The organism is Nocardioides daejeonensis (assembly GCF_003194585.1).
Classification (GTDB): Bacteria; Actinomycetota; Actinomycetes; order Propionibacteriales; family Nocardioidaceae; genus Nocardioides; species Nocardioides daejeonensis.
The window spans coordinates 267,837-294,057 of record NZ_QHKZ01000005.1 but is presented as its reverse complement, the minus strand read 5'-3'; the positions used below and the strand labels follow the sequence as shown (position 1 = coordinate 294,057).

19 protein-coding genes are annotated in these 26,221 nt (G+C 69.4%); 13 read left to right on the top strand and 6 right to left on the bottom strand.

Annotation, left to right across the window (positions count from 1 at the left end; translation table 11 throughout):
• Positions 1 to 18: 18 nt before the first annotated feature.
• Both DNK54_RS14955 and DNK54_RS14950 read right to left on the bottom strand, forming a co-directional pair.
• A complete protein-coding gene (locus DNK54_RS14955) occupies positions 19 to 2,199 on the bottom strand; it encodes a 3-hydroxyacyl-CoA dehydrogenase NAD-binding domain-containing protein (RefSeq protein ID WP_239460116.1) in 2,181 nt (726 codons plus the stop codon).
• Positions 2,200 to 2,231: 32 nt separating this feature from the next.
• A complete protein-coding gene (locus DNK54_RS14950) occupies positions 2,232 to 3,443 on the bottom strand; it encodes an acetyl-CoA C-acetyltransferase (protein ID WP_110207783.1) in 1,212 nt (403 codons plus the stop codon).
• 215 nt (positions 3,444 to 3,658) lie between these two features.
• On the opposite strand from DNK54_RS14950, the gene DNK54_RS14945 reads away from it, so the two are divergent.
• A complete protein-coding gene (locus tag DNK54_RS14945; RefSeq protein ID WP_110207782.1) occupies positions 3,659 to 4,702 on the top strand; it encodes an LLM class F420-dependent oxidoreductase in 1,044 nt (347 codons plus the stop codon).
• Between the two features lie 25 nt (positions 4,703 to 4,727).
• Here DNK54_RS14945 and DNK54_RS14940 read toward each other — a convergent pair whose 3' ends face one another.
• Entirely contained in the window at positions 4,728 to 7,115 is a 2,388-nt protein-coding gene (locus DNK54_RS14940) for a hypothetical protein (protein WP_110207781.1), read from the bottom strand.
• A gap of 335 nt (positions 7,116 to 7,450) precedes the next feature.
• Here DNK54_RS14940 and DNK54_RS14935 point away from each other — a divergent pair, with 335 nt between their 5' ends.
• The 3 genes from DNK54_RS14935 to DNK54_RS14925 are packed head-to-tail and all read left to right on the top strand — an operon-like array spanning position 7,451 to position 10,108.
• Positions 7,451 to 7,885: a hypothetical protein gene (locus DNK54_RS14935; RefSeq protein ID WP_110207780.1), complete on the top strand. Its 435-nt coding sequence runs from the start codon at positions 7,451 to 7,453 to the stop codon at positions 7,883 to 7,885.
• Between the two features lies 1 nt (position 7,886).
• Positions 7,887 to 8,804: a hypothetical protein gene (locus tag DNK54_RS14930; RefSeq protein ID WP_110207779.1), complete on the top strand. Its 918-nt coding sequence runs from the start codon at positions 7,887 to 7,889 to the stop codon at positions 8,802 to 8,804.
• Positions 8,801 to 10,108, top strand: coding sequence for a hypothetical protein (locus tag DNK54_RS14925; RefSeq protein WP_110207778.1), 1,308 nt, complete (start codon positions 8,801 to 8,803; stop codon positions 10,106 to 10,108). The genes DNK54_RS14930 and DNK54_RS14925 overlap by 4 nt, the downstream gene beginning before the upstream one ends.
• A 56-nt stretch (positions 10,109 to 10,164) precedes the next feature.
• On the opposite strand, the gene DNK54_RS14920 is transcribed toward DNK54_RS14925, so the two are convergent.
• Together DNK54_RS14920 and DNK54_RS14915 are read right to left on the bottom strand one after the other, a co-directional pair.
• Complete coding sequence (locus DNK54_RS14920) at positions 10,165 to 11,574, bottom strand: vWA domain-containing protein (RefSeq protein ID WP_110207777.1); 1,410 nt, start codon at positions 11,572 to 11,574, stop codon at positions 10,165 to 10,167.
• Positions 11,575 to 11,581: 7 nt separating this feature from the next.
• Positions 11,582 to 12,484 (bottom strand): AAA family ATPase, encoded by a 903-nt coding sequence (locus DNK54_RS14915; protein WP_110207776.1) that lies wholly within the window; start codon positions 12,482 to 12,484, stop codon positions 11,582 to 11,584.
• A gap of 449 nt (positions 12,485 to 12,933) precedes the next feature.
• Between DNK54_RS14915 and DNK54_RS14910 the strand changes: the two genes are divergently transcribed.
• The 4 genes from DNK54_RS14910 (at position 12,934) to acs (ending at position 17,784) form a co-directional block, all read left to right on the top strand.
• A complete protein-coding gene (locus DNK54_RS14910; protein WP_110207775.1) occupies positions 12,934 to 13,272 on the top strand; it encodes a DUF485 domain-containing protein in 339 nt (112 codons plus the stop codon).
• 1 nt (position 13,273) lies between these two features.
• Positions 13,274 to 14,899, top strand: a complete 1,626-nt coding sequence (locus tag DNK54_RS14905) for a solute symporter family protein (RefSeq protein WP_110207774.1) — start codon at positions 13,274 to 13,276, stop codon at positions 14,897 to 14,899.
• A gap of 105 nt (positions 14,900 to 15,004) precedes the next feature.
• Entirely contained in the window at positions 15,005 to 15,697 is a 693-nt protein-coding gene (locus DNK54_RS14900; protein ID WP_110207773.1) for a hypothetical protein, read from the top strand.
• Positions 15,698 to 15,849: 152 nt separating this feature from the next.
• Positions 15,850 to 17,784: an acetate--CoA ligase gene (acs, locus tag DNK54_RS14895; RefSeq protein WP_110207905.1), complete on the top strand. Its 1,935-nt coding sequence runs from the start codon at positions 15,850 to 15,852 to the stop codon at positions 17,782 to 17,784.
• Positions 17,785 to 17,945: 161 nt separating this feature from the next.
• Here the strand turns inward: acs and DNK54_RS14890 are convergent, their stop codons facing one another.
• Positions 17,946 to 18,404 (bottom strand): RrF2 family transcriptional regulator, encoded by a 459-nt coding sequence (locus tag DNK54_RS14890; protein ID WP_110207772.1) that lies wholly within the window; start codon positions 18,402 to 18,404, stop codon positions 17,946 to 17,948.
• A gap of 194 nt (positions 18,405 to 18,598) precedes the next feature.
• Between DNK54_RS14890 and DNK54_RS14885 the strand changes: the two genes are divergently transcribed.
• The 5 genes from DNK54_RS14885 (at position 18,599) to DNK54_RS14865 (ending at position 26,220) form a co-directional block, all read left to right on the top strand.
• Positions 18,599 to 20,476, top strand: a complete 1,878-nt coding sequence (locus tag DNK54_RS14885; RefSeq protein ID WP_110207771.1) for an acyl-CoA dehydrogenase — start codon at positions 18,599 to 18,601, stop codon at positions 20,474 to 20,476.
• A gap of 146 nt (positions 20,477 to 20,622) precedes the next feature.
• Complete coding sequence (locus DNK54_RS14880) at positions 20,623 to 23,511, top strand: Na+/H+ antiporter subunit A (protein ID WP_110207770.1); 2,889 nt, start codon at positions 20,623 to 20,625, stop codon at positions 23,509 to 23,511.
• Positions 23,508 to 23,957 carry a Na(+)/H(+) antiporter subunit C gene (locus DNK54_RS14875; RefSeq protein ID WP_110207769.1) on the top strand — a complete coding sequence of 150 codons (450 nt, stop codon included), beginning with the start codon at positions 23,508 to 23,510 and terminating at the stop codon, positions 23,955 to 23,957. Before DNK54_RS14880 ends, DNK54_RS14875 begins: the two co-directional genes overlap by 4 nt.
• Entirely contained in the window at positions 23,954 to 25,648 is a 1,695-nt protein-coding gene (locus DNK54_RS14870; protein WP_239460115.1) for a Na+/H+ antiporter subunit D, read from the top strand. The genes DNK54_RS14875 and DNK54_RS14870 overlap by 4 nt, the downstream gene beginning before the upstream one ends.
• Positions 25,645 to 26,220, top strand: a complete 576-nt coding sequence (locus DNK54_RS14865) for a Na+/H+ antiporter subunit E (RefSeq protein ID WP_110207768.1) — start codon at positions 25,645 to 25,647, stop codon at positions 26,218 to 26,220. Before DNK54_RS14870 ends, DNK54_RS14865 begins: the two co-directional genes overlap by 4 nt.
• The last annotated feature ends 1 nt before the right edge of the window (position 26,221 follow it).

Below are 26,221 nucleotides of genomic sequence, written 5' to 3'. Positions count from 1 at the left end.
CCCTTCACTCTCCAGACGTCACGCGATCCGCTCGACCCGCTCCAGCGTCTCCAGCAACGTGGCGGGCGGGAGAAAGCGGTCGCCGTAGCGGGCTGCGAGCTGCTCGGCACGGGCCACGAACCCAGCGCGACCGCCGTCGTACTGGTCGAGGAAGCGCAGCACCCCTCCGGTCCATGCAGGGAAGCCGATCCCCAGCAGGGAGCCGACGTTGGCGTCTGACGGTGCTTCGATCACGCCAGCCACGTGGGCGGCCCACGCCTCCAACACTTCGGCGAAGAGGAGTCGGTCGACCAGATCCGGCAACGGCGGCATTGTGTCGAGCGTCGGGAAGCTGGACGCCAAACCGGGCCAGAAGCCGGTCCGCTTGCCTTGGTCGTCGTAGTCGTAGAAGCCGCCTCCGCCTGCGCGACCGACCCGTCCGAACTCGTCGATGAGTCGGTCGAAGATCGCGTGGCTCGGGTGCGCCAGCCAGTCGAGCCCGGCTGCCTCGGCCGCAGCCTTCGCCTCCTCGCGTACGGCGCGGGGAAGCGTGAGCGTCAGCTCGTCGAGCAGTTGCAGCGCACCCGCGGGGTATCCCGCCTGCAGCGAGGCCTGCTCGATGCTGGGGCAGGGAACTCCTTCGCCCACCATGGCGACGGCCTCGTTGAGGCGCGCGATGATCACCCGGCTGGTGAAGAACCCGCGACTGTCGTTGACGACGATCGGTGTCTTGCCCAGCTGGAGCACCAGGTCGAACGCCTTCGCCAGCGTCGCGTCGGAGGTGGCCTCGCCGCGGATGATCTCCACCAACGGCATGCGGTCGACCGGCGAGAAGAAGTGCACGCCGACGAAGTCTTGCGGGCGCGCCACTCCGGCTGCGAGCGAGCTGATCGGCAGCGTCGAGGTGTTGGAGCCGAGCACTGCTTCGGCACCGACAACCTGCTCCACGGAGGCGAAGACCTCCGCCTTGAGGGCAGCGTTCTCGAAAACCGCCTCGATGACGAAGTCGACGCCGGCCAGATCCTGCACATCGTCGGTCGCAGTGATCCGAGCGACGACCTGGTCGGCGGCCTCCTGGGTGCGTTGGCCACGCGCCACGGCTCGCCCCTCGACCTTGGCCGAGTAGGCACGGCCCTTCTCCGCACCGGCGAGCGTGGTGTCCATCAGCACCACGTCGATGCCGGCGCGGGCGGCGGCATAGGCGATGCCGGCCCCCATCATGCCGGCGCCGACGACGCCGACCTTCTGCACGCGGCTCTTCGGGAAGCCGTCGGGGCGGCTCGCGCCGCCCTTGATCTCCTGCATGTCGAAGAAGGTGAGGTTGATCAGGTTCTTGGAGATCGGCGCGGTTGCGATCTCGATGAAGTAGCGGGTCTCGATGAGGCCGGCTGCATCGATGTCGACTTGGACGCCTTCAACTGCGGCGGCGAGGATCGCACGCTGGGCGGGTGCCGGGGCTCCTCCGGTCTTGGCCCGCAGCGTCGAGGCGAGGAAGGGCAACCCCGACGCCAGGGCACCGGAAGCCTGGGTGCCCCCGGGGAACCGGAATCCCTTGACGTCCCAGGGCTGTGTGGCATCGGGGTGCTCGGCGATCCATGCCTTGGCACGCGGGAGCAGGTCGGCGACGTCGTCGACCAGCTCGTCGACGAGGCCGAGGTCGCGCGCCTGCGTCGGGCGGAAGCGACGGCCGCTGAGGAGCACCTCGTCCAAGGCCCGCTGCGCGCCCAGCATCCGCACGGTGCGGACGATGCCGCCGCTGGCCGGGAGCAGGCCGAGGCCCACCTCCGGCAGACCCAGCTGTACGCGCGGGGAGTCGACGACGATCCGGTGATGGGCAGCCAGCGCCAGTTCCAACCCGCCGCCGAGGGCTGAACCGTTGATGGCGGCCACGACCGGGACACCCAGCGTCTCCAGCGTTCGCAAGGTCGCCTTGAGGTTGTTGAGGTGGCGGGTGAAGCGGGCGGCGTCGGCAAGGCCGAGGGTCACGATCTCGTTGAGGTCGCCACCGGCCACGAAGGTGCTCTTCGCGGAGGTGATCACAACACCGGCAAGCCCCTCCCGTTCGGCCTGAAGATGCTCGACCAGGGCACCCAACTCGTGCACGAAGCCCGTGTGCACGGTGTTGACCTCCTGCGTCGGGTCATCGAGGGTGACGACGACAACGCCGTCCTCGTCGCGACTCCAGGTGATGATCGAGGCGCTGCTGGATTCGGTGCTCACTTCTTCTCCTCTATCAGGTGCCGGGCGCGCGATCAGAGTCGCTCGATGATGGTGGCGATGCCCATGCCGCCACCGACGCAGAGCGTGACGAGGGCACGACGCTGCTGGCGTCGTTCCAACTCGTCCAAGACGGTGGAGACGAGCATCGCGCCGGTGGCCCCCAGGGGGTGACCCATCGCGATGGCGCCGCCGTTGACGTTGACCTTCTCCATCGGCAGGCGCAGGTCCTTGACCCACTTGAGCACGACGGAGGCGAAGGCTTCGTTCAACTCGAAGAGATCGATGTCGTCGAGGGTCAGGCCGGCGGTGGCCAGTACCTTCTGCGTCGCGGGCGTCGGCCCGGTCAGCATGATCGTCGGGTCGGCGGCCGTGATGGCGGTGGCGACCACGCGCCCGCGGGGAGTCAGCCCCATTGCTGTGCCGGCTCGCTCGCTGCCCAGCAGCACCAACGCGGCGCCGTCCACGATGCCCGACGAGTTGGCGCCGGTGTGCACGTGGTTGATCCGCTCGACCCAGTGGTACTTCTGGCGCGCCACGGCGTCAAAGCCGAGCTTGGTACCCGGCATCTGGAACGACGGAGCGAGCGCGCCGAGAGATTCGATCGTTGACCCGGGTCGGCGATGCTCGTCGTGGTCGAGGACGATGACGCCGTTCTGGTCCGTGACCGGCACCACCGATCGTTTGAACCGACCTTCGCTCCACGCCTGCTCCGCGCGCTGCTGCGAAAGCACGGCGTAGCCATCGACGTCTTCTCGGCTGAAGCCTTCGATGGTGGCGATCAGGTCGGCGCCAATGCCTTGGGGCACGAAGTAGTGGTCATAGGTGGTGGTGGGATCGGTGAAGAGCGCCCCGCCGTCGGAGAGCATCGGCACCCGCGACATCGACTCCACGCCACCGGCGAGCACCATCTGGTCCCACCCCGAACGCACCTTCGCTGCAGCGAGATTGGTCGCCTCGAGCCCAGAGGCGCAGTAGCGGTTGACCTGCACCCCGGCCACGGTCTGCGGCAGACCGGCTACTTGCGCAGCTGCCTTCGCGATGTCACCGCCCTGCTCGCCGACCGGCGTCACGACACCGAGAACGAGGTCGTCGACAACGTCGGTGTCGAGCTCGGGAAGGCGTCCCCGGAGCTCCTCGATCAGACCGACGACCAGGTCGACCGGCTTCACTCCGTGCAGGGCGCCACGCCTGCCTCGGCCGCGGGGGGTGCGGATCGCCTCATAGATGAGCGCTTCCTGCGTCATTCCAGCTCCTTCGTCGGTCGGCCCGAACGAACCTAGGAGAGGGCGCGGACACCGGCATCACACCTCGGGTGGATATTCACGCGCCCCCGGAGGGGTACGACGCAACGTCTCGTACCGCCGCTCTGTGGCGGCAGTGCCGTCTCTCACTCCTGCGCCGGCGAAGATCCTCCCGCGGGAGGATCCGTCCTCCACTCGCGTCGTATTCACTCGGCATCATGAAGCTGGGTCTGCAACTGGGCTATTGGCCAGCCCAACCTCCTCAGGGCGTCGGGGAGCTTGTCGCCGCGGCGGAAGATGCGGGCTTCCACGCCATCTTCACCGCCGAGGCGTGGGGAAGCGACGCGTTCACTCCCCTGGCCTGGTGGGGCCGCGATACCTCCCGGATCGGACTGGGCACCTCGATCGTCCAGATGTCCGGGCGCACCCCCACCTCCATCGCGATGCATGCGCTCACCCTCGACCATCTCTCCCATGGCCGGGTGATTCTGGGCATGGGCGTGAGCGGACCCCAGGTGGTCGAAGGCTGGTACGGCGTTCCTTTCGCCAAGCCTCTGGCTCGCACCCGGGAGGTGGTCTCGATCATCCGTCAGGTGCTGGCACGCGAGGCGCCGGTGGTCAACGACGGCAGCCACCATCCCTTGCCGTACGAAGGTCCGGGCGCTGTGGGCCTCGGCAAGCCTCTTCGATCGATAGTCCATCCTCTCCGCCCCGATCTGCCGATCTGGCTCGGTGCCGAGGGCCCCAGGAACGTCGCTCAGACCGCAGAGATCGCCGACGGCTGGCTTCCGGTCTTCTACTCGCCGAAGTGCGCCGACCTCTATCGCCCGTGGCTCGCCGAAGGATTCGCACGTCCTAACGCACGCCGTACCGCCGCCGACTTCGAGATCGCAGCGACCTGTCATCTACAGGTGGTCGAGAACGACCACGAAAGGCGAGCGGTCCTCGACCGGCTACGTGGCAGCGTGGCGCTCTACATGGGCGGGATGGGCGCCAAGGAGCAGAACTTCCACATCAACCTCTTCACACGGATGGGCTACGGCGACCTGGCCCATCGGGTCCAGGAACGCTTCCTGGCAGGCGCACGCGCGGAGGCGACGGCACTGGTACCCGACGAGCTCGTCGACGACCTCCACATCGTCGGCACCGCCGATCAGGTGCGTGCCAAGGCGGCCGCCTGGGAAGAGAGCGGCGTGACCACCCTCCTGGTGAGCCTTCGCACCCCGGACGCAATCCATCGCACCGCGGCGCTGCTCTCCTGACTGTTCGACCCTTCCGTCACAGCGGTCAGCGCTGCAACCGCGTCGTCCCCTCGTACGGCCCGGCGACTCGCACCAGCTTGGCGTAGCACTGTGACGGAGCGCGGTCGGTGCTGCGACACCACGCGAGCGCCGGCTTGGGACGCGCGGAACCACGGCCGACCACCGTCACCCAGTAGCCGGGCCGTTCGAACGAGCCCCAGTCGCTGCTCCACAGCAGCCGTACGTCGGGGTACTCCAGACGGAGGCGGAGGTGCTCCTCGTAGATCGCCGTGTAGTCGTAGGTCTTCTCGTCCACCCGGTCGTGGGTGCCGTCCTGCTTCGACGACAGCTGCGGCAGCCACCGGTCCGCCAGGTTGGCGAGGACGTACTCCTTGTCCTGCGCCGCCATCCGGCGCAGCGCAGTCAGACTGTTCTCCTCACGCGTATCCGGGTCGGTGACATCGGCGGACGACGCGGCATCACCGGCGTCGGTCGCGCCGCGGTCCTCCGGTGCGCGCTCCTCCTCGGAGCCGGACTCCTCCCGGACGCAGTCGACCAGGATCGCGGCTCGCTCGATGTAGCCGCCGATCTCCTCAGGCGTCGCCCACACCTGACTGACCGGGAACGTCGTGGTCACCCGCGAGCCCGACTCGCCGGAGCCCGCCTCCGGGATCCAGACCCGGTCGGCGGAGAAGTCGAAGACGCCGGTAGCGAGCTGCACCTCCTCGCCGTCGTCGTCGCCGGTCAGGTCGATCCGGTACGCCGGCGAGTCGAGCCACTGTCCGCCCGGGCAGGTGGCGGTCACCTCGTAGGTCACCTCCACGCCGGCCGGCCCGCCCTCGGACTCGACGGGGACGAACTCCGGCTCGGAGCCGCAGGCTGTCACGTACTCATCGCCGAGGGGCAGCTCGTCGGCGGCGCGGTCGTCGGTCCCCTCCGGGGCCGAGGAAGCGGAGATCCCCTCGGGGACGCGCAGCAGATCGGGGTCGGGCGTCCCGAAGTCGGTGAAGCCGAACATGGTCTCCTCGGAGGTGACGACCAGGCCGTCGGTCCAGGTGGCGATGTCGGTGGTCATCTGCCAGGTGTCACCGTCGTCCGTCTTCGTCACCGGCAGCTCCCTGCTCCAGGCCACGTCGCCTGTCCACGCGCTCCGCACGTCGAAGGTGTCGGAGTCCGGTGCGAAGCTGAGGAACGCGTCGGAGATCGACGCCCAGCTCCACCTGCCCTGCCGATCGCGCCACAGCACCTCACCGGTCGACGCAGCCTCGAACCAGACGTCGGTCTCCTCGTCCGACCAGTCGGAGACCCTGAGCACGTCGTCGTTCACCCAGCTTGCCTCGGCCTCGTCGTCGATCACGGTACGCACCAGGGCGCCCGTGTCGCGGCGTACCAGGGTCCGGCCGACGCCGACCATGCCGCGTCGGACCACCTGCTTGCCGGCCCACGCGTCCCAGACTGTTCCGTCGAAGCGATCCTCGCTGCCCTCCAGCCAGCTCTGGCCGTCCTCCTCGTGGACGACGATCGGCTTGCCCTTCTCGTCGGAGGCGACGTTGACCGTGGTGTCCTCGACAAGCTCGCCGGTGCCCGTGTCGATCCGGAACGACTTGCCGGCGACGGTGGCCCAGAGGCGGCTGCCGTCGCTCTGCAGCATGGTCCAGCTCTCGCCGTAGTCCTCCTGGTCCTCGACCAGCCTGGTCTCGCGGTCGACGTCGTCCGTCAGGTCCGAGGCCCCGCCGGCGGTCAGGTGCACGCGATGGGTGCCCGTCTCCCAGTCGGAGTCGACGCCGATCGTCCAGATCCGGTCTCCCACGCCCCGGATGTCGCCGATCCCGTAGCCGAACTCCTGGGAGCCCACGACCCGGCCCGTGGAGGCATCCCTCACGACGACCTCGCTGGACGACTTCTCGGTCACCTCGTCCCACTCCACCGTGTAGCAGGCGAGCCGCTTCTGGTCCGCGAGCGGCACACAGGTGGGCCAGAGCCCGTCCTCGTTCTCCTCTGCCCAGGTACGTTCGCCGGTCTCGGGGTCGAGTCCGACCAGCCAGGTCCGACTCTCGTCGGTGACCTCGTCGTACGACGACACGAAGGTGACCACGAGTCCCGGCAGCAGGGTCGGCGTGACGGACTGGCCCTCGCCTCGGAAGAACGGGCTGGCGAAGGTGGCGCCCGGCTCGTCGACCAAGTCCTCCGCCCGGATCCGCCACTCGTGGCCCGGCGCCCCCAGCAAGGAGGTCGTCGGCTCGACCGAACCACCCGGCTGCACTGGACGCTTCGGCTCGTCGTCACCTCCGAGCAGGGCGATCCCGGCGCCCGCGGCGCCGGCGATCAGCAGCAGGCCGACTCCACCCGCGACCCAGATCCCCCGGCGTCCGCGCTTCTTCTCAGCCAGGGGCGCGAGAGGCGTGGGAGTCGGCGGCTCGGAGGCGACCGGCACGGGTCCGGGGTCGGGTGGGAGCGTGGGCGAGGTGGGGGCAACGGTCGGCGGCGGGATGATCGGAGCCGGCTGCAGCTCAGCGGGCCGGTCACCACTGGGTGGCGCCGCAACCGGTGCGCCGCACCGGGTACAGAAGTTCGCCGAGACCCCAGCGCCACACTGCGTGCAGAACCGTTGCGCCATCGCATCCCCCGTCCAGAAAAAGCCGCAATTCGCCTCCGCATCAGACCACAAGAACGCGCCTTGTGGAGGTCGATCTGCAATATGGTCCGGACTGTCGGTTTGAGCCGCCCCGTCGCGGGGAACGGGGGCGACGAGGCCGAGGGAAGGTGACCATGTACGGCGAGTCAGCCACGATGCGCAAACGCGCCCGCGAGTTGCAGGAACAGGCAGGCGACCTGCGCGCTCTTGCGGACAGCCTGGTGGGGCAGGTCGAGACGATCAGTTGGCAGGGGCGAGCCGCCAGCGACCTGCGCAACCGGATCGCCGACCGTGCGGCCCGACTGCGCGACTGCGCCGAGCAGCACGAGATCGCTGCCGACGCCCTGACCCGGCACCTGACCGCGGTCGACGGCCTCAAGGACACCATCGGCAACCTCGAGCGACGGGCAGGCGCCCTCGTCGCCGAGGCGCGAACCCGCGCCCAGCATGTCGACCATGGCTCGGGTGTGGTCGTGGAGCCCTCCGACGAAGACCGCGCCCTGCTCGCCTTCACCCCGCCCCCCTCCGGCCACAAGGACTGGTTGACCGTGACGATCCCGGGTCTCTGACATGGTGACCATCGACCTCGCCGCCCCTGCCGCCGCGCCGCTCGACGCGCTCGACGGCCTGCCGCGTCGACTCTCCCTCACCCTCCCCGAGCTCCACCTGCTGGCCGAACGCGCCGGCGGAGCACCGCTGCCGTTCGAGCAGGCAACGCCGAGCGCGCCCTCCGGCCTGGCCAGTCGGCTCGGCCAGAACCGCACCGGCGCGGAGGACACAGCCTTCGCCCAGGCGATCGCCGCGCTGCCGGACCCCGCCGAGTCGCTCAGCCGGCGCGGCCTCCTCGACGGTGGAGTCGATGCTGGGGTCGTCGGCGCACTCGGTCTCCTCGCGACTCCCGAGCTCGCGGTCGACCTCGACGTCGTCATCGACGGCGAGCGCGCACACGCCTGGCATCGTCGTGGCGCTGACGCGGTCGCCACCCTCGCCACCGCCGACGGCGTCGTCTACGAGCTGGCCTGGTTCCCGATCGACCACTGGCCTGCCGAACTCGGCCGTGCCCTCAACCTGCCCTCCGACGTCGAGCACCGCGACTCCCAGGTGCCTGATCGGGTCACCCTCGGCTTCGAGCTGTTGGACGCCGGCAGCGAGGCGGTGCGCTCCGGTCGCTCAGACCTCCTCGCCGCCATCGTGGGTCGCCACCTCGACACGACGAGCGATGCCGCCGGTCAACCACTCGACGCGGGCGTCGCGGCCCAGGTCGTGAGCGCCCTGGTCACGGAGACCCGCGGTCGCGCCCGACTGCTCACGGCCCCTGCCGCCCAGCCGCAACGCGTCGGCGTCGTCTCCCTGGTGCTCCTCGCCGACGGCTGGCGCGTGCTCTCCCCGCGACGTGAGGGAGACCGAAGCCTGGTCGAGGTGCGAGCAGTACCGCCGGAGGAGCTCGCCGCACTCCTGGCTCCCGTCCTTGCGGAGGTGCAGGCGTGAACACCCGGGAGGACCCCAGCATGGCCGACAAGTACGCCGACCTGAACCGGCTCGCCGAGTGGTTCCAGGCGACCGGGGAGACGGTCCGCGAGCGGGCTGCGCTCGGGCACCGGGTGCTCTCCGATCCCGATGTGGCCGACTCCGCTGAGCTCTCCCGCGACACCTGGCGCGCGGTCGAGGAGGAGGTGCAACGGGCGACCGCCGGCAAGGGCGGGCTCGACGGCCACGCGCTGGAACTCGACGCCGATGCCCTGGCCGTCCGAGCAACGGTCCTGACCTACCAGTGGATCGACGACCTGCAGCAGCTCGCGCACCGCACCCTGGGCTCGATCGCGGCTCGCGCGGTCGGTTACCTCGCGCCGGAGGTCGCCCTCGGCGGCCCGATCGTCTCGGCCGGGCTCATCGAGACGGCGGCTCCCGACCGGGACGAGCTGGCGGCGTACCTCAACGAGCTGGCGGAGGCGACGCCCGACCTCATGCAGCACTTCGTCACCGGCGGCGGGTTGGTCGAGTCCCTCCAGCTGCGGGCGATGCTGACCACTCCCGTCCTGGCGGGCGACGAGCGCGCCGCCGTGACACAGGGCGGGCTGCGCGCGATCGGCGCTGGCTCGTTCGCCGACGAATTCTCCTCGGCACTGCGCGACGTCGCCGGCGGCTACGTCACCGATGCCGGGCCAGCAGAGACGCTGCTGGCACCGCGGAGTGATCCGGCCGAACGCCCGGGCTCGCTGACCGACCTGGTGCAGCGCCTGGCAACGGTGGAGTCCGACGTCTTCGTGCAACCGGTGGGCGCCGGACGCTACCTCGTCTTCCTCACCGGCGGCCTGGGGGGCGAGTCGGGCGGCCTGCGTCTCGTCGACGGCGATGTCGCGAGTCAGACGGCAGCGACACGCGCGGCGGTCGAGCGCGCGGTCGGCCAGACCGAGGGCGCCCGGGTGATGCTGGTCGGTCTCGGCCGCGGTGGCCTGGTGGCGGCTCAGCTCGCGGCCGACGAGTCGACTCTGCCGTTCGATGTCGATCAGGTGCTGACTGCGGGCGCTCCAGCGGCGCAAGCCACCCAGGTGCCGGTGTCGATCCCGGTTCTGGCGCTGGAGGATCGCAGCGACCCGGTCGCCCTCCTCGGCTCGCTCCTCAACGCGACCGTGAGCAACCGCCTGACCGTGGTCTTCGACGGCGCCGACACGACCGGCTCGGCGGCATACGTGCGCGGGGCGGCCTTGGCCGACCAGGCCAGCCACCCTGACGTCGCCGCCGCCGTGCAGCGCCTGCGCGAGCTCGGCTACCTGAGTCTGGTCGCGGCCTGACCCAGGCCCGGCAAGCGAGGCTAGAGAACTGCTGATCCGTATCGATCAGCAGTTTTCTAGAGGATGGAGTGCACGAAGTCGCCCAACTGGGTGATGTTGCGGCACTCGACCATCGGCACGATCTCGGCATACGTCGGCGCGATCGAGTCGCCGGCACCCCAGTTGCGAGGGTGCTCGGGGTTCAGCCACCAGGCATGCCGACTGCGTTCCACCATCGCCTTGAACGGCTCGAGCTTCGGGTCGGCGTAGTTGGAACGGGCATCGCCCAGGATCAGCAGCGCCGTCTTGGGGCCGAGCGCATCGGCGTACTCCGCGTCGAAGACGCTGAACGCGCGGCCATAGTTGGTGCGGCCCCACAGCGCCGCCTGCCGGGCGGAGGCGGCGAGTGCCGCCATCACCTCGACAGGGTCGGCACCGGGCCGGAGCTCGTCGGTGACCTCGGCGATCGTGTCGACGAAGGTGAACGCCCTGATCTTGGTGAAGTGGTCGCGCAGCGCATGCACCAGCAGCAGCGTGAACTGAGCAAAGTTGGCCACGGAGCCACTGACGTCGCAGAGCACCACGAGGTCGCTGCGGTGCGGCCGCTTCGGGCGCTGCACGGTGGTCAGAGGTACGCCGCCGGTCGACATCGAGGCCCGGACGGTACGCCGGAAGTCGAGCGGGCCGCGGCGGTTGGCGTGGTGCTGCTGGGTGAGCCGGGTGGCGAGCCTCCGGGCGAGCGGCTGGATCTCGCGACGCAGCGCGACCAGGTCGGCGGCGCGAGCGCTCATGAAGTCGAGGGTGTCGATGGTCGGGCGACCCGTGTTGTCGGCGACGTACCGGGTGCCCTTCTCCTCCGCGATGCGACGCAGCGAGTCCTGCTCGACGCGGCGTTCGAAGTCGGCGACCGCTCGGGTGGCACGACGGCGCGCCTCGGCCTGGCTCTCGCCGCGGGCCAGCAGGCCCTGCACCAGGCGCTCCACCAGTTGGTCGGCGTCGACCCGCTTCATCGCCTGGTAGGCGCTCCACGAAGAGAGTCCCGGCGCCCGGCCGGGCATCGCGCCGAAGCGACCCACCGCCTCGATGGCCAGCTCGGCCAGCAGGCCGATGTCGCCCTCGGTCATCGCCTCCACCGCCTGGGCGCGGAACTCCTCCAGCGCGGCGCCGTTGTCCCGACCGCGCTGGTCGGCGTCCGTGGACGCACCTGCCTCGGCGCCGTCGTCGCCCAACCAGGGCTGACCGCCGGCACCGGTGCGCCCCTCGCCGACCAACGCGGGGAACCAGAGGTCGAAGAGCTGGTCGAAGGTGGGGCGGTGGGTGGCCCGCTTGACCAGGGTGGCGGCGTACGCCGCACGGAGCGTCTCGCGGTCGTGCCAGGGCACTGCGGAGATCGCGCGGGCGGCGTCGAGATCCTCGGCGACCGAGACCGGCAGGCCGGCACGACGCAGCGCCTCGACGAAGTCGACGTGGCGTTCCAGCAGGGGCATCGTCGCCTCAGCGCCCGCCGCGGCGCGCCAGTCCCAGCTCCTTGATGGCGCGCTCCTGATCGGTGACGTGCTTGAGCACCACCCCCAGGGTCTGGGTGGCGGCGGCCTCGTCGAGCTCGCCGATCTCCAGAGCGACGACCGTGCGGGCCCAGTCGATGGTCTCGGCGATGGAGGGAGCCTTCTTCAGCTCCAGCTCGCGCAGTCGGGCCACCATGTCGACGACCTGGCTGGCCAGACGCTCCGGCAGTCCGGGCACCTGGGAGAGCACGATCTCGGTCTCGCGCGCGGAGTCCGGATAGTCGAGGTGCAGATAGAGGCAGCGCCGCTTGACCGCCTCGGAGAGCTCCCGGCTGGCGTTGGAGGTCAGCACCACGTAAGGGCGGCGTACGGCGGCTACCGTGCCCAGCTCGGGGATCGTCACCTGGAAGTCGCTGAGCACTTCGAGCAGCAACCCCTCCACCTCGACGTCGGTCTTGTCGACCTCGTCGATCAGGAGCACCGTCGGCTCCTTTCGGCGGATCGCGGTGAGGAGCGGCCGGGTGAGCAGGAACTCCTCGGTGAAGATGTCGTCGTGCGTCTCCTGCCAGCTGGCGTCCGAGTTGGCCTGGCCGGAGCTCGACTGGATCCGCAGCAGCTGCTTCTTGTAGTTCCACTCATACAGCGCCCGGGCCTCGTCGAGTCCCTCGTAGCACTGCAGCCGGACCAGCTCGGCGCCGGTGGCCCGGGCCACCGCCTTGGCGAGTTCGGTCTTCCCCACGCCCGCCGGCCCCTCCAGCAGCAGCGGCTTGCCCAGCAGCCCCGCCAGGCAGGCGGTCGTCGCGGTCGCGTGGTCGGCGAGGTAGCCGACCTTGCCCAGGCGCTCGAGCGCATCCGTGGGATCGGCGAACCAGGTCTGCTCGGGAGTGGTCACCGGGTCACCCTAGCCGCGGCGCCGAGGCCTCCTGGCCGGGGCGCATGTGCACCGGCGAGCGGTACCGCTCAGACAGACCACCGCCGGGGCGGGCGCCGCGGACCACCGTGACATGGGGCATCGCTGGACGGGGGGTTCCAGCTGGGATCCGCGGGCGCACCGCCACCGACGGCGGCAGCTGGCCGAGACTGACCCGGCCGAGACAACTCTACGTCGCGGGACCAGACGAAGACGCCCCTTCGGGGAACAATGTCCGATCGGTCGAGCGGGACGACGTGTCGTTGCCCCCAAGGCGCTCGGTGCGGCTGTGACGAACCGCTCGTCGTACCAGGACGACCGTTCGCCGATTCCGCGCTCCCGCTCGGCGCTGACCCCGGATCGCCCCCTGACGTGAGCCCACGCGCCCTCCCTAGCGTGACTGGCATCACACCTCACGAAGGGACGGTTCGGTGACCTCCACCCATGAACAGGCGGATCGGCACAATCCGATCTACGACCACCTGCATGCCACGCCGGAGTTCCAAGAGCTCCGCTCCCGCTACCGGGGCTTCGTCTTCCCGGCCACGATCGTCTTCCTCGCCTGGTACTTGCTCTATGTCGTCCTCTCGATGTGGGCCCACGACTTCATGAGCCACCGACTGGTGGGCAACATCAACGTGGCACTCGTCTTCGGACTCCTCCAGTTCCTCACCACGTTCGTGATCGCCTGGATCTACAGCAACTACTCCAACAAGTTCCTCGACCCGCTGGCCGGCAAGCTCAACGCCGAGTACGAGAAGGAGGCCTGACATGGATGGCGACCAACTGCTGACCTCGGGACTCTTCCTCTCCGTCGTCGCCCTGACGATCTACATCACCTTTCGCGCCAGTCGCGGCACCAAGGGCACCGATGACTTCTTCGCCGGCGGCCGCTCCTTCTCCGGCTTCCAGAACGGTCTCGCCATCGGCGGCGACTACATGTCCGCGGCGTCGTTCCTGGGCATCTCCGGACTCATCGCACTGTCGGGCTACGACGGCTTCCTCTACTCCATCGGTTTCCTGGTCGCCTGGCTGGTCGCGCTCCTGCTGGTCGCCGAGGTGCTGCGCAACTCCGGCAAGTACACGATGGCCGACCAGCTCGCCTACCGCATGAAGCAACGTCCGGTGCGTACGGCGGCCGCCACCTCCACCGTCGTCGTGTCGATCTTCTACCTGCTCGCCCAGATGGTCGGCGCCGGCGCCCTGGTGACGCTGCTGCTCGGCGTGGAGTCCGAGGCGCTGAAGAACCTGACCATCTTCTTCGTCGGCGTGCTGATGATCTTCTACGTCACCATCGGCGGCATGAAGGGCACCACCTGGGTGCAGATCGTCAAGGCCGTGCTGCTCATGATCGGCTCGGCGCTGATCGTGATCCTGGTGCTCGCCCAGTTCCACTTCAACCTCTCCGAGCTGCTCGGCAGCGCCGCCGCCAACTCAGGCAAGGACGGCTTCCTCGACCCGGGTCTCAAGTACGGCGCCGACACCACCTCGAAGATCAACTTCGTCTCCCTCGGCCTGGCGCTGGTGCTCGGCACTGCCGGCCTGCCGCACATCCTCATCCGCTTCTACACGGTGCCGACCTCGCGGGACGCCCGGAAGTCGGTGCTGTGGGCGATCGGCCTGATCGGCGTCTTCTACCTGATGACGATCGTGCTCGGCTTCGGCGCGGCCGCACTCCTCGACACCCAGCTGGGCAGCGCCGTGCAGAAGTCTGGCGGCAACCTGGCCTCGCCGCTGCTCGCCGAAGAGGTCGGCGGTGGCGCCGGGACAGTCGGTGGCGCCGTACTCCTGGCAGTGATCGCCGCAGTCGCCTTCGCGACGATCCTCGCAGTGGTCGCCGGCCTGACCCTCACCTCCAGCGCCAGCGTCGCGCACGACCTCTACAACTCGGTCTTCCGCAAGGGCGAGGCCTCGGAGGGCGAGGAGCTCAAGGTCGCCCGGATCTCGGCCGGCATCATCGGTCTGATCTCGATCATCCTGGCGATCCCGGCACAGAAGCTCAACGTCGCCTTCCTGGTGGCGCTGGCCTTCGCGATCGCCGCCTCGGCCAACCTGCCGTCGATCATCTACAACATGTTCTGGCGGCGGTTCAACACCCGTGGCGCCGTCTGGAGCATCTACGGCGGCCTGATCTCCTCCGTCGGGCTGGTCATCTTCTCCCCGGTCGTCTCCGGGAAGCTGAACCCGGACGGCAGCAATGCGGCACTCCTGCCGACCAGCATCGACATCTCTTGGTTCCCGCTGGAGAACCCCGGCATCGTGTCGATCCCCCTCGCCTTCTTCCTGGGCTGGCTCGGCACCGTGACCTCGAGGGAGCCCTCGGCCGAGGAGCGCTTCACCGAGCTTGAGGTCCGGGCCCTCACGGGGGCAGGAGCGGAGGCGGCGCTCGAGCACTGATCACCCGCTACACCACCGCGCCCGCGGGGCCGCGACGCACCCCCGTCGCGACCCCGCGGGCTTCCCTGCGGCGTACTGTGGGCACACCGGTGCCTAGGAGGCGATATGCGATCTGTGCTCACCCCCCTCGCCGTGGTGGCGATCCTCGCCGCAGGGTGCGGCAGCGAGACACCCGACAAGTCAGACGCCGCGTCGACACCGACCGCGAACCAGGGCGACGCAGGCGCGTACTTCTTCGAGAGCGTCCGGGCCGACCGGGCCGACGCCCCACCCGGACTCCCGCCGGGTCCCACGACGCTGGCCTCGATGCTGCCGTGCGGCTCCGAGCAGCACCGGCTCGCCGCCGAAGCGGTGCTCGTCGGCGAAGTGACCTCGGCCAAGCCGGGCGACGCCTACATCTGGGGCGATGAGGAGGACACCCCCAAGGTGCTCAAGTCCTACGACGACACCCGCGCCGACGCCCGCGACATCCTGATCACCTTCTCCGCACGGGCCGTCGAGGAGCGCGGCGCGAGCCGGGCGATCGTGGATGCCGCCGCCCGCATGACGGTGCCCGAGGGCGCTGACCCGGTGAAGTTCCTGGAGTCCGCCGCCGACCTCGGTGAGGTCGTCGCCTTCCTCTCCCCGCGCCCCACCGAACCCCACCAGGGCGACTTCTTCCCCGCCCTGAACGGCGCCCTCATCGGCGTGGTCGATGACGGCGCGGTCACCTTCCCGGCGATGGAGGACCCCGACTTCGCCGGGGACCTGACCACCACCGATGCCCTCCTCGACGCCTGCCCGACGCCTGCAACCTGATGCAACATTTCGACCGTTCAGCGCACCGCAGGCGCCGCCCGTCGCTGCGTACCGGCACGTAACCGCCAACTGCCAGTAGCGTCGGTGACACAGACCACATCTCCGAGAGGTGAGCAGTGAGCAATCAGCAGTCCGAGGCGTTGTCCAACCTGATGCACGAGGAGCGGCGCTTCCCGCCGCCCGAGGCCTTGGCTGCGGCCGCCAACGTGACAGAGGAGGCCTACGCACGAGCCGAGGCCGACCGCGAGGGATTCTGGGCCGAGCAGGCGGAGCGCCTGGACTGGGGCCAGAAGTGGGACCGGGTCCTCGACTGGGACAACCCGCCCTTCGCGAAGTGGTTCACCGGCGGCACCATCAACGCCGCGGTCAACTGCGTCGACCGCCACGTCACGGCCGGCCGAGGCGAGAAGGTCGCCATCCACTGGGTCGGTGAGCCCGAGGACGACACGCGCGACATCACCTACGCGCAGCTTCAGGACGAGGTCAACCGGGCCGCCAACGCGCTCACCGAGCTCGGCGTCGCCAAGGGTGACCGGGTCGCGATCTACCTGCCGATGATCCCCGAGGCCGTCGTGACGATGCTGGCCTGCGCCCGGCTCGGCGCACCTCACACCGTGGTCTTCGGCGGCTTCTCGGCCGACGCTCTCGCCAGCCGGATCGTCGACTGCGGCGCGCGCGTCGTCGTGACGGCCGACGGCGGCTACCGGCGCGGTGCTCCCTCGGCCCTGAAGCCCGCCGTCGACGAGGCCGTGGCCAAGGCCGACGGCCTTGTCGAGCACGTGGTCGTCGTCCAGCGCACCGGTCAGGAGGTCGCCTTCGACGAGACCCGTGACCTGTGGTGGCACGAGCTGATGGGCCGCCAGTCGCCTCAGCACGACGCCGAGCTGCACGACGCCGAGCACCCGCTCTACGTCATGTACACCTCCGGCACGACCGGCAAGCCCAAGGGCATCCTGCACACCACGGGCGGCTACCTGGTCGGCACGGCCTACTCGCACTGGGCGGTCTTCGACCTCAAGGCCGACACCGACGTCTACTGGTGCACCGCCGACATCGGTTGGGTCACCGGTCACTCCTACCTGGTCTACGGACCGCTGGCCAACGGCGCGACCCAGGTGCTCTACGAGGGCACCCCCGACAGCCCGCACAAGGGCCGCTGGTGGGAGATCATCGAGAAGTACGGCGTCACGATCTTCTACACGGCACCGACCGCGATCCGGACCTTCATGAAGTGGGGCAACGACATCCCCGCGAAGTTCGACCTCTCCTCGATCCGGGTCCTCGGCTCGGTGGGCGAGCCGATCAACCCGGAGGCGTACGTCTGGTACCGCTCCACGATCGGCGGCGACCGCGCTCCGGTGGTCGACACCTGGTGGCAGACCGAAACCGGGCAGATCATGATCACCCCGATGCCGGGCGTCACCCACGCCAAGCCCGGCTCGGCGATGCGTCCGCTCCCGGGCATCGTCGCCGACGTCGTCAACGACGAGGGCGAGTCGGTGCCCGACGGCAGCGGCGGCTACCTGATCATCCGGGAGCCGTGGCCGGCCATGCTTCGCACTGTCTGGGGCGACGACGAGCGCTACAAGGACACCTACTGGTCGCGCTGGCCGGGCGTCTACTTCGCCGGCGACGGCGCCAAGAAGGACGAGGACGGTGACATCTGGGTGCTCGGCCGCGTCGACGACGTCATGAACGTCTCCGGCCACCGGCTCTCCACCACCGAGATCGAGTCCGCACTGGTCTCCCACCCGAAGGTGGCCGAGGCCGCCGTGGTGGGAGCCACCGACGAGACCACCGGCCAGGCCGTCTGCGCCTTCGTGATCCTGCGTGAGTCCGCGGGCGACGGCGGGGACGAGATCGTCGCGGAGCTGCGTAACCACGTCGCCAAGGAGATCGGCGCGATCGCCAAGCCGCGCCAGGTGATGATCGTCCCGGAGCTGCCGAAGACGCGCTCCGGCAAGATCATGCGCCGCCTGCTCCGCGACGTGGCGGAGAACCGTGAGATCGGCGACGTCACCACCCTCGCCGACTCCTCGGTCATGAGCCTCATCCAGACCGGCCTCAGCAGCGGCTCCGAGGACTGAGACCTTCTCCGCTGGTCGAGCTTGTCGAGACCACAACCGAAACGGGTCTCGACAAGCTCGACCACCGAGCGGCCGCCCCAACGCGATCGTCCCTAACAGATTCGTGGTGAGAACCGCTTTCGACCACGAATCTGTTAGGGACGATCCGTCGTTGTGGAAGGTCAGTGGGGCTGCCAGGCATCCTCGTCGGCGGTGCGCGAGGTGACGGTGTCAGGGAGCTTGCCAGCGGCGAGGGCAGCGATGGAGACGTTCTCGAAGACCTCGCGCAGGGAACTGCGGGCGGCGATCCAGACATGCTGGAGAACCTCGGCGGCCTCGTTGTAGGAGACCGCCTCCGGGCGGAGGCCGTAGACCGAGACGAGGGGGCCGTCGACGGCGCGGATCACGTCGGCGATGCTGACGTCCTCCGGCTTGGCGTTCATCCGCCACCCACCGGACTGCCCCCGTTGCGAGACCACAATCCCGGCGCGACGCAGGTCGGCGAGAATCGCCTGCAGGAAGCCGTGCGGGATCTCCTGCTGCCGCCCCAGCTCCTCGGCGCTCACCGGACCGGTGTCGCCACGGCGCGTCATCTCGATGAGCGCACGCAGGGCGTAGTCGGACTTGGCGGAGACTCGCATGGGGGCAGTGTCTCACCTCACGCGCCAGCATGCGGCGAGGGGCGCCGTACGGCGGCAGGACGCCTTCCGAGCCCCCTTCCTGGTGTGCCATCAGCCACCCCGCCTTGCGTGGGCCCGGCAAGAGGTTGATAATTGAAGTTACTGACGAGTAATGGACACCTCCGTCCGACCCTGCACATGGAAAAGGTGGGTCAGTGAGCCACTACAAGAGCAACCTCCGCGACATCGAGTTCAACCTCTTCGAGGTGCTCGGCCGAGACGAGATCCTCGGCCAGGGCCCGTTCGCCGAGGTCGACGGTGACACCGCACGCACGATCCTCGCCGAGGTCGACCGGCTGGCGCGCGAGGACCTCGCTGCCTCGTTCGAGGACAGCGACCGCAACCCGCCGGTCTTCGACCCCGCCACGCACGCGGCACCGCTTCCGGAGAGCTTCAAGAAGAGCTACCAGGCCTGGATGGACGCCGAGTACTGGCGCCTGCAGATCCGCGAGGAGCTCGGCGGCACCCCCGCCCCGGCCACCATCAACTGGGCCATCGGCGAGCTCGTGCTCGGCTCCAACGCCCCCATCCACATGTACGCCGCGGGTGCACCGTTCGCCGGCGTCATCTGGAACAACGGCAACGAGCGGGACCGCCGCGTCGCCCAGATCATGGTCGAGCGCCAGTGGGGCTGCACCATGGTGCTGACCGAGCCGGACGCCGGCTCCGACGTCGGCGCCGGCCGCACCAAGGCCACCCCCAACGCCGACGGATCGTGGAACATCACCGGCGTGAAGCGGTTCATCACCTCCGCGACCAACGACATGACCGAGAACGTCATGCACCTGGTGCTGGCCCGCCCCGAGGGCGTAGAGGGCGTGGGCGGTCCCGGCACCAAGGGACTCTCGCTCTTCTGGATGCCCGAGCACCACTTCGACCACGAGACCGGCGAGCTGACCGGTGAGCGCAACGGCATCTACGTCACCAACGTCGAGCACAAGATGGGGATCAAGGTCTCCAACACCTGCGAGGTCACCTTCGGCGACCCGCAGGTCGGCGGCGGCGAGCCGGCTCAGGGCTGGCTGGTCGGCGAGGTCCACAACGGCATCGCCCAGATGTTCGACGTCATCGAGAACGCCCGCATGATGGTCGGCACCAAGGCCATCGCCACGCTCTCCACCGGCTACCTGAACGCCCTCGACTACGCCAAGGAGCGGGTCCAGGGTGCCGACCTCACCCAGGCCGCCGACAAGACCGCGCCGCGCGTGACGATCACCCATCACCCCGACGTACGCCGGTCGCTGATGACCCAGAAGTCGTTCGCCGAGGCGATGCGGGCCCTCGTCCTCTACACCGCCTCCTGGCAGGACGAGGTGATGGTGGGCGAGGCCAACGGCACCGACACCAAGCTGGCCGCCGCGATCAACGACCTGCTGCTCCCGATCGTCAAGGGCTACGGCTCCGAGCGCTCCTGGGTGCTGCTGGGCACCGAGTCTCTGCAGACCTTCGGCGGCTCGGGCTTCCTGCAGGAGTACCCGATCGAGCAGTACGTGCGCGACGCCAAGATCGACACCCTCTACGAGGGCACCACGGCGATCCAGGGCCAGGACCTGTTCTTCCGCAAGATTGTGAAGGACCAGGCGACGGCGCTGGGCCACCTGGCCGGCCAGATCGAGGCGTTCATCAAGTCCGACGACGCGAACGCCGAGCTCAAGGTCGAGCGCGATCTGCTCGCCAAGGCGCTGGAGGACGGCAACGCTCTCGTCGCCACGCTGATCGGTCAGCTGATGAGCGCCGACGTGAACGCCGAGGGTGGCGACCTGCGCAACATCTACAAGGTCGGCCTCAACACCAGCCGCCTGCTGATGGTGCTCGGCGACATCGTCTGCTCCTGGCTGCTGCTCCGCCAGGCCGAGGTGGCTCTGGGCAAGCTCGGCGGCGAGGTCAGCGAGAAGGACAAGGCGTTCTACACCGGCAAGGTGGCAGCCGCCCAGTTCTTCGCACGCAACGTGCTGCCGAAGATCACCGCGGAGCTCAGCATCGCTCAGGCGACCGACCTCTCGCTGATGGACCTGGACGAGTCCGCCTTCTGATCCAGCCGCTCGACGACACGGGCCACGACCACCCTGGTTGTGGCCCGTGTCGCTTTCCGGAGGTGCCTGGGTTGAGACCCGGTCTCAACCCACGCCCGGCCCGATAGGATGAAAGGGACCGTCGGCCCTACGACCGAAGGCCCCTTGTGGTTCAACTACTCCTGGCGCACCTCGTGCTGGCCGGCCTCGGCCCTGCCGCGGTCGCGCTCTTCGGCAGGCGCGCCTTCCTGCTGATGCTCACCGCTCCGTTGGCGACCCTCATCTGGGCCCTGTCGCTGACCGATCGGATCCGGTCGGGCGAGACGATCCAACAGACCTGGAGCTGGGTCGCGGGGCTCGACTTCGAGATCGCCTTTCGGCTCGGCACGCTGCAGTGGCTGATGACCCTGGTGGTCAGCGGAGTGGGGGTGCTGGTCCTCGGCTACTGCGCCTACTACTTCGCTGACGACGACCCTGCGCTGCCGATGTTCACCGGTGTCTTCACCGGCTTCGCGGGCGCGATGCTGGGCTTGGTCCTCGCCGACGACCTGCTCCTGCTCTACGTCTTCTGGGAGCTGACCACCGTCTTCTCCTATCTGCTGATCGGCGCCGACCCGGAGAAGCGGGCCAGCCGGTTGGCGGCCATGCAGGCGCTCATCGTCACGACCTTCGGCGGCCTGGCCATGCTGGTCGGCATGCTCATGCTCGGCCACGAGGCGGGCACCCATCGGATCAGCGCGATCCTTGCCGACCCACCCTCGGGCGACTGGACCACGGCCGCGGTCCTCCTCCTGCTGGTCGGTGCGATCAGCAAGTCAGCGCTCGTCCCGTTCCACTTCTGGCTCCCCGGCGCGATGGCAGCCCCGACCCCGGTCAGCGCCTACCTGCACGCCGCCTCGATGGTGAAGGCCGGCGTCTACCTGGTCGCCCTCCTGGCTCCCGCCTTCGCCGACGTCCCGGGGTGGCGGGCAACGCTGCTGGGACTCGGCGTGATCACCATGCTGCTGGGCGGCTGGCGGGCCATCCGGCAGTACGACATCAAACTGCTCCTCGCCTTCGGCACGGTCAGCCAGCTCGGGTTCCTGCTCGTCATCCTCGGGATCGGCACCCGCGCGGCCACCCTCGCCGGCCTCGCCGTGCTGCTGGCCCACGCACTCTTCAAAGCCTGCCTCTTCCTCGTCGTCGGCATCGTCGACCACCAGACCGGCACTCGCGACCTGCGTGAGCTCTCCGGTGTCGGCGCCCGGATGCCGTGGGTCGCCGGCGCCGCGGCGATCGCCGGCGCCTCCATGGCCGGGCTCCCGCCCCTGCTCGGCTTCGTCGGCAAAGAGAGCGTCCTCGCCGCCCTTCTCGACGTGGCGCACACCGCCGACGGCGACGGGACGGGCCTCGCGTCGTACGCCGGCTGGGCGGTGGTCGCGGGGGTGGCCGTCGGCTCCGTGCTCACCGTCGCCTACACGCTGCGCTTCCTGTGGGGGGCCTTCGCGACCAAGACGACCTGCGAGCCGACCGCAGTCACCCCGGTGCCTGCCGGGTTCGCCGCCAGTCCCGTGGTGCTGGCGGCTGCGAGCCTCGGGCTCGGGTGCGCTGGTGGATGGCTGACCGGCGTCCTCGGCCCCCAGGCCGACACCTTCCCCGCCGGTCATCACCACACCGAGCTCGCGCTGTGGCACGGCTGGAGCATGCCGCTGCTGGTCTCGGCGGGAGTGCTCGTCGCGGGTGCCCTGCTCTTCTCCCGACGTGCCACCTTCGCCCAGCTCCAGGCAGCCCTGTCTCCGAGCCGCAGCGCCGAAGGCGGCTACCGCGCCGTGATGCGGTTCGTCGACCGCTCCGCCGTCGAGGTCACGGGCCTCACCCAGCGCGGCTCCGTGGCGACCTACCTGGCAGTGATCCTGCTGGTGGTGCTGGCGGTGCCGGGCACGGCACTGCTGCTCGAGCTGCCCGACCGGATCACCGTCGACCTCTGGGACAGCCCTGCTCAGGCGGTGGTGGGCGCGTTGGTCTGCGTCGCGGCGTTCTTCACCGCCCGCTCGCGGCGCCGGCTGCGTGCCGTGATCCTGGTCGGCGTGACCGGCTACGGAACCGCCGTCCTCTTCCTGCTGCACGGGGCGCCGGACCTCGCCCTCACCCAGATCCTCGTCGAGACCACGAGCCTGGTCGTCTTCGTGCTGGTGCTGCGCCGGCTGCCGGAGTACTTCACGGACCGGCCCCTGAGCCGCCGACGCTACCTGCGCATGGCGCTGGGACTCGCCGTCGGCCTCGCGGTCGCCGGATTCATGCTCGTCGCCACGGCCGATCGCAGCGTCGACCCGCTCTCGGTGCTCTTCCCGGGCCCGGCGGTCGAGTACGGCGGCGGAAGCAACATCGTGAGCGTCACGTTGGTCGACATCCGAGCCTGGGACACGATGGGCGAGATCTCGGTGCTGGTCGCGGCCGGTACCGGCGTGGCCAGCCTGATCTTCCTCGACACCCGGCTGGCCGGCATCCGCAGGGTGCGCGACATCCCCTACCCCGCAACGGTGCAGAAGCTCCCCACCTCCCCGGGACGGCGGGTGTGGCTGCCGGGCTCGCGGACGCTGACCCCCGACCGCCGGTCCATCATCTTCGAGGTGGTCACCCGCTTCATCTTCCACACCGTGATGTTGCTGTCGGTCTACCTGCTGCTCGCCGGCCACAATCACGTCGGCGGCGGCTTCGCGGCCGGCATGGTCGCGGGGCTCGCCCTCATGGTCCGCTACCTCGTGGGCGGACGCTACGAACTCGACGAGGCGGCGCCTGTCGACGCCGGGGTGCTGATGGGCTTCGGACTCTTCGTGGCGACCGGGTCCGCGCTGGCGCCGCTGGCGTTCGGCGGCATCGTGCTGCAGAGCGCAGAGCTGACGCTCCACCTCGGGCCGCTCGGCGAGCCGCACCTCATGACCTCGCTCCTCTTCGACATCGGCGTCTACCTGGTGGTGATCGGCCTGCTCCTCGACCTGCTCCGCACCTTGGGCGCCCGGCTCGACCGGCAGATCCTGCGCGAGGAGCGCGCAGGGGAGCAGGCGGTCAGGCTGTGAACGCGAACCTGACCCTGATCGTGGTCGCCTCGACCCTCATCGGCACCGGCGTCTACCTGATCCTCGAGCGCAGCCTCACTCGCGTGCTGGTGGGCCTGGTGATGATGGGCAACGGCGTGAATCTGCTCTTCATGATCGCCTCCGGCCCGGCGGGCACGGCACCCATCGTGGGCGCCGGCTCGGGCCGGATGGCGGATCCGCTCCCCCAGGCCCTGGTACTGACGGCGATCGTGATCACCCTGGGCACCGTCGCCTTCCTCCTCGCGATGGCCCACCGCAGCTGGCAGCTCAATGAGCACGACGACGTACAAGACGATGTGGAGGACGCAGCCATCCGCCGGTTGGCCGATCTGGACGAAGCCTCAGACAGCCACGACCTCAGCCTCAGCGCCACCGAGGCCGACGCGGCGACCGACGAGGTCTACGAGGAGGAGGGCAGCTCGTGAGCATCAATGCGTTGGTCCCCATGCCTGTGGTCCTGCCCCTGCTCGGAGTAGGACTCACCCTGGTCTTCTCCCGGCGCCCACGTGCACAGCGCATCGTTACCATCAGCGTGCTCACCGCCGTGGTGGCGATCGCTGCGATCCTGCTGGTCGCCAGCGACCGCAAAGGCCCACAGGTCGTCTGGATCGGTGGGTGGGAGCAGTTGGGGATCTCGCTGGTCGCCGACCGGCTTGCCTCCCTGATGCTGCTGGTCTCCGCTGTCGTCACCCTCCTGGTGCTCCTCTACTCCCTCGGTCAGGGCATGACCGGCGACGAGCGCGAGGCGCCGTTGTCGATCTATCACCCGACCTTCCTCGTGCTCGTCGCCGGCGTCTCCGGCGCGTTCCTCGCCGGCGACCTCTTCAATCTCTTCGTCAGCTTCGAGATGCTGCTCTTCGCGAGCTACGTGCTGCTGACCCTGGGCGGCACCGGCACGCGGATCCGGGCGGGGACGATCTACGTGGTCGTCAACATGCTCTCCTCGAGCCTGTTCCTGATCTCCCTGGCGGCCGTCTACGCCGCCGTGGGGACGCTCAACCTGGCGCAGATCGCCGAACGAGTCCCCGACCTCTCCGAGGGCACGGCGATGGTGCTGCATCTCCTGCTCCTGGTCACCTTCGCCATCAAAGCCGCCGTCTTCCCCCTCTCCTTCTGGCTCCCCGACAGCTATCCGACGGCCCCGGCTCCGGTCACCGCCGTCTTCGCGGGGCTGCTCACCAAGGTCGGCGTCTATGCCATCCTGCGGATCCAGACCCTGCTCTTCCCCGGTCACGAGGTGGGCGACCTGCTGTTGTGGGCCGCCCTCCTGACGATGGTGGTCGGCATCCTGGGAGCCGTCGCCCAGTCCGACATCAAGCGGATGCTCTCCTTCACCCTGGTGAGCCACATCGGCTACATGGTCTTCGGGATCGGCCTCGCGACCGAGGCGGGCATCTCCGGAGCGATCTTCTACGTCGCGCACCACATCACCATCCAGACGGCCCTCTTCCTGGTGGTCGGCCTGATCGAGCTCAGAGCCGGGAGTACGGCGCTGCTGCGACTCGGCGGCCTCGCCCGGCTGTCGCCGCTGTTGGCGCTGCTCTTCTTCGTGCCGGCGATGAACCTCGCCGGCATCCCACCGATGTCCGGGTTCCTGGGCAAGGTCGGGCTGCTGCAAGCGGGCCTCGACGTCGGGTCGCCGTTGGCGATCACCCTGGTCGTGGGTGGTGTGGTGACGAGTCTGCTCACGCTCTACGCGATCGCCAAGACGTGGGCGCTCGCCTTCTGGCGCAGCCCGGAGCAGGCCCACGAGATGGCCCGTCAGCTGCCCAGCCTGCAGGACGACCTCGACGACGCGCAGCGTGCGGCCGGGATCGTCGTCCATCGCGACCATGTGCACGTCGCCGGCGCCGCCTTCGACAGCCGTGACCTGGAGGAGGCGCGTCGAGTGATCGATGACGAGACGCCGGACCGCGACCTCCACCAGCTGCTGCGCGACGGTGCCCTGCCGAAGCGGATGCCGGCCTCCATGGTGCTTCCGACGACGGCGCTGATCACGGTGAGCCTGCTCCTCACCCTGGTGGCCGGGCCACTCTTCGCACTCACCGACCGGGCGGCTGCCGACCTCATCGACCGGACGCCGTACCTCAGCGCGGTGCTGGGAGACTCGTCATGAGCCCCCGCGAGAGGGTGACGCGCAGCGGGAAGGCCCGGCCCCCGCGCTATCGCCTGCTCCAGTGGCCGGCCCTGCTCTGGCTGACGCTCGTCTGGCTCGCGCTGTGGCGCAGCTTCACGGTGCCGAACGCCCTGCTCGGCCTCGTGGTGGCGGTCGCTGTCTGCCTGGTCTTCCCGCTCCCGCCGCTGCGGATGAGCATCCGGCCGCATCCGATAGCACTGGCCTGGCTGCTGATCCGCTTCGTCTGGGACGTCGTGGTCTCGAGCATCGAGGTCGCACTCGTGGTCCTGCGTCCCCGAGGCCTGAGGAACGCACTCGTCCAGGTCGACCTCGCCACGCCGTCGGACTTCGTGCTCACCATGGTCGGTGAGATGACCACCCTGATCCCCGGCAGTGTGGTGGTCGAGGCACGACGCTCCACGCACACCCTCTTCTTCCACGTGATCAACGTGAAGAGCATCGACGACGTCGAGCGGTTCCGGCAGACCGTGCTGGCGCAGGAGCAACGGGTTCTCCGTGCCTTCGGGAAGCCGCCGATCCGCAACCCCACCGAGCCGGAGGTGGCCTCGTGAC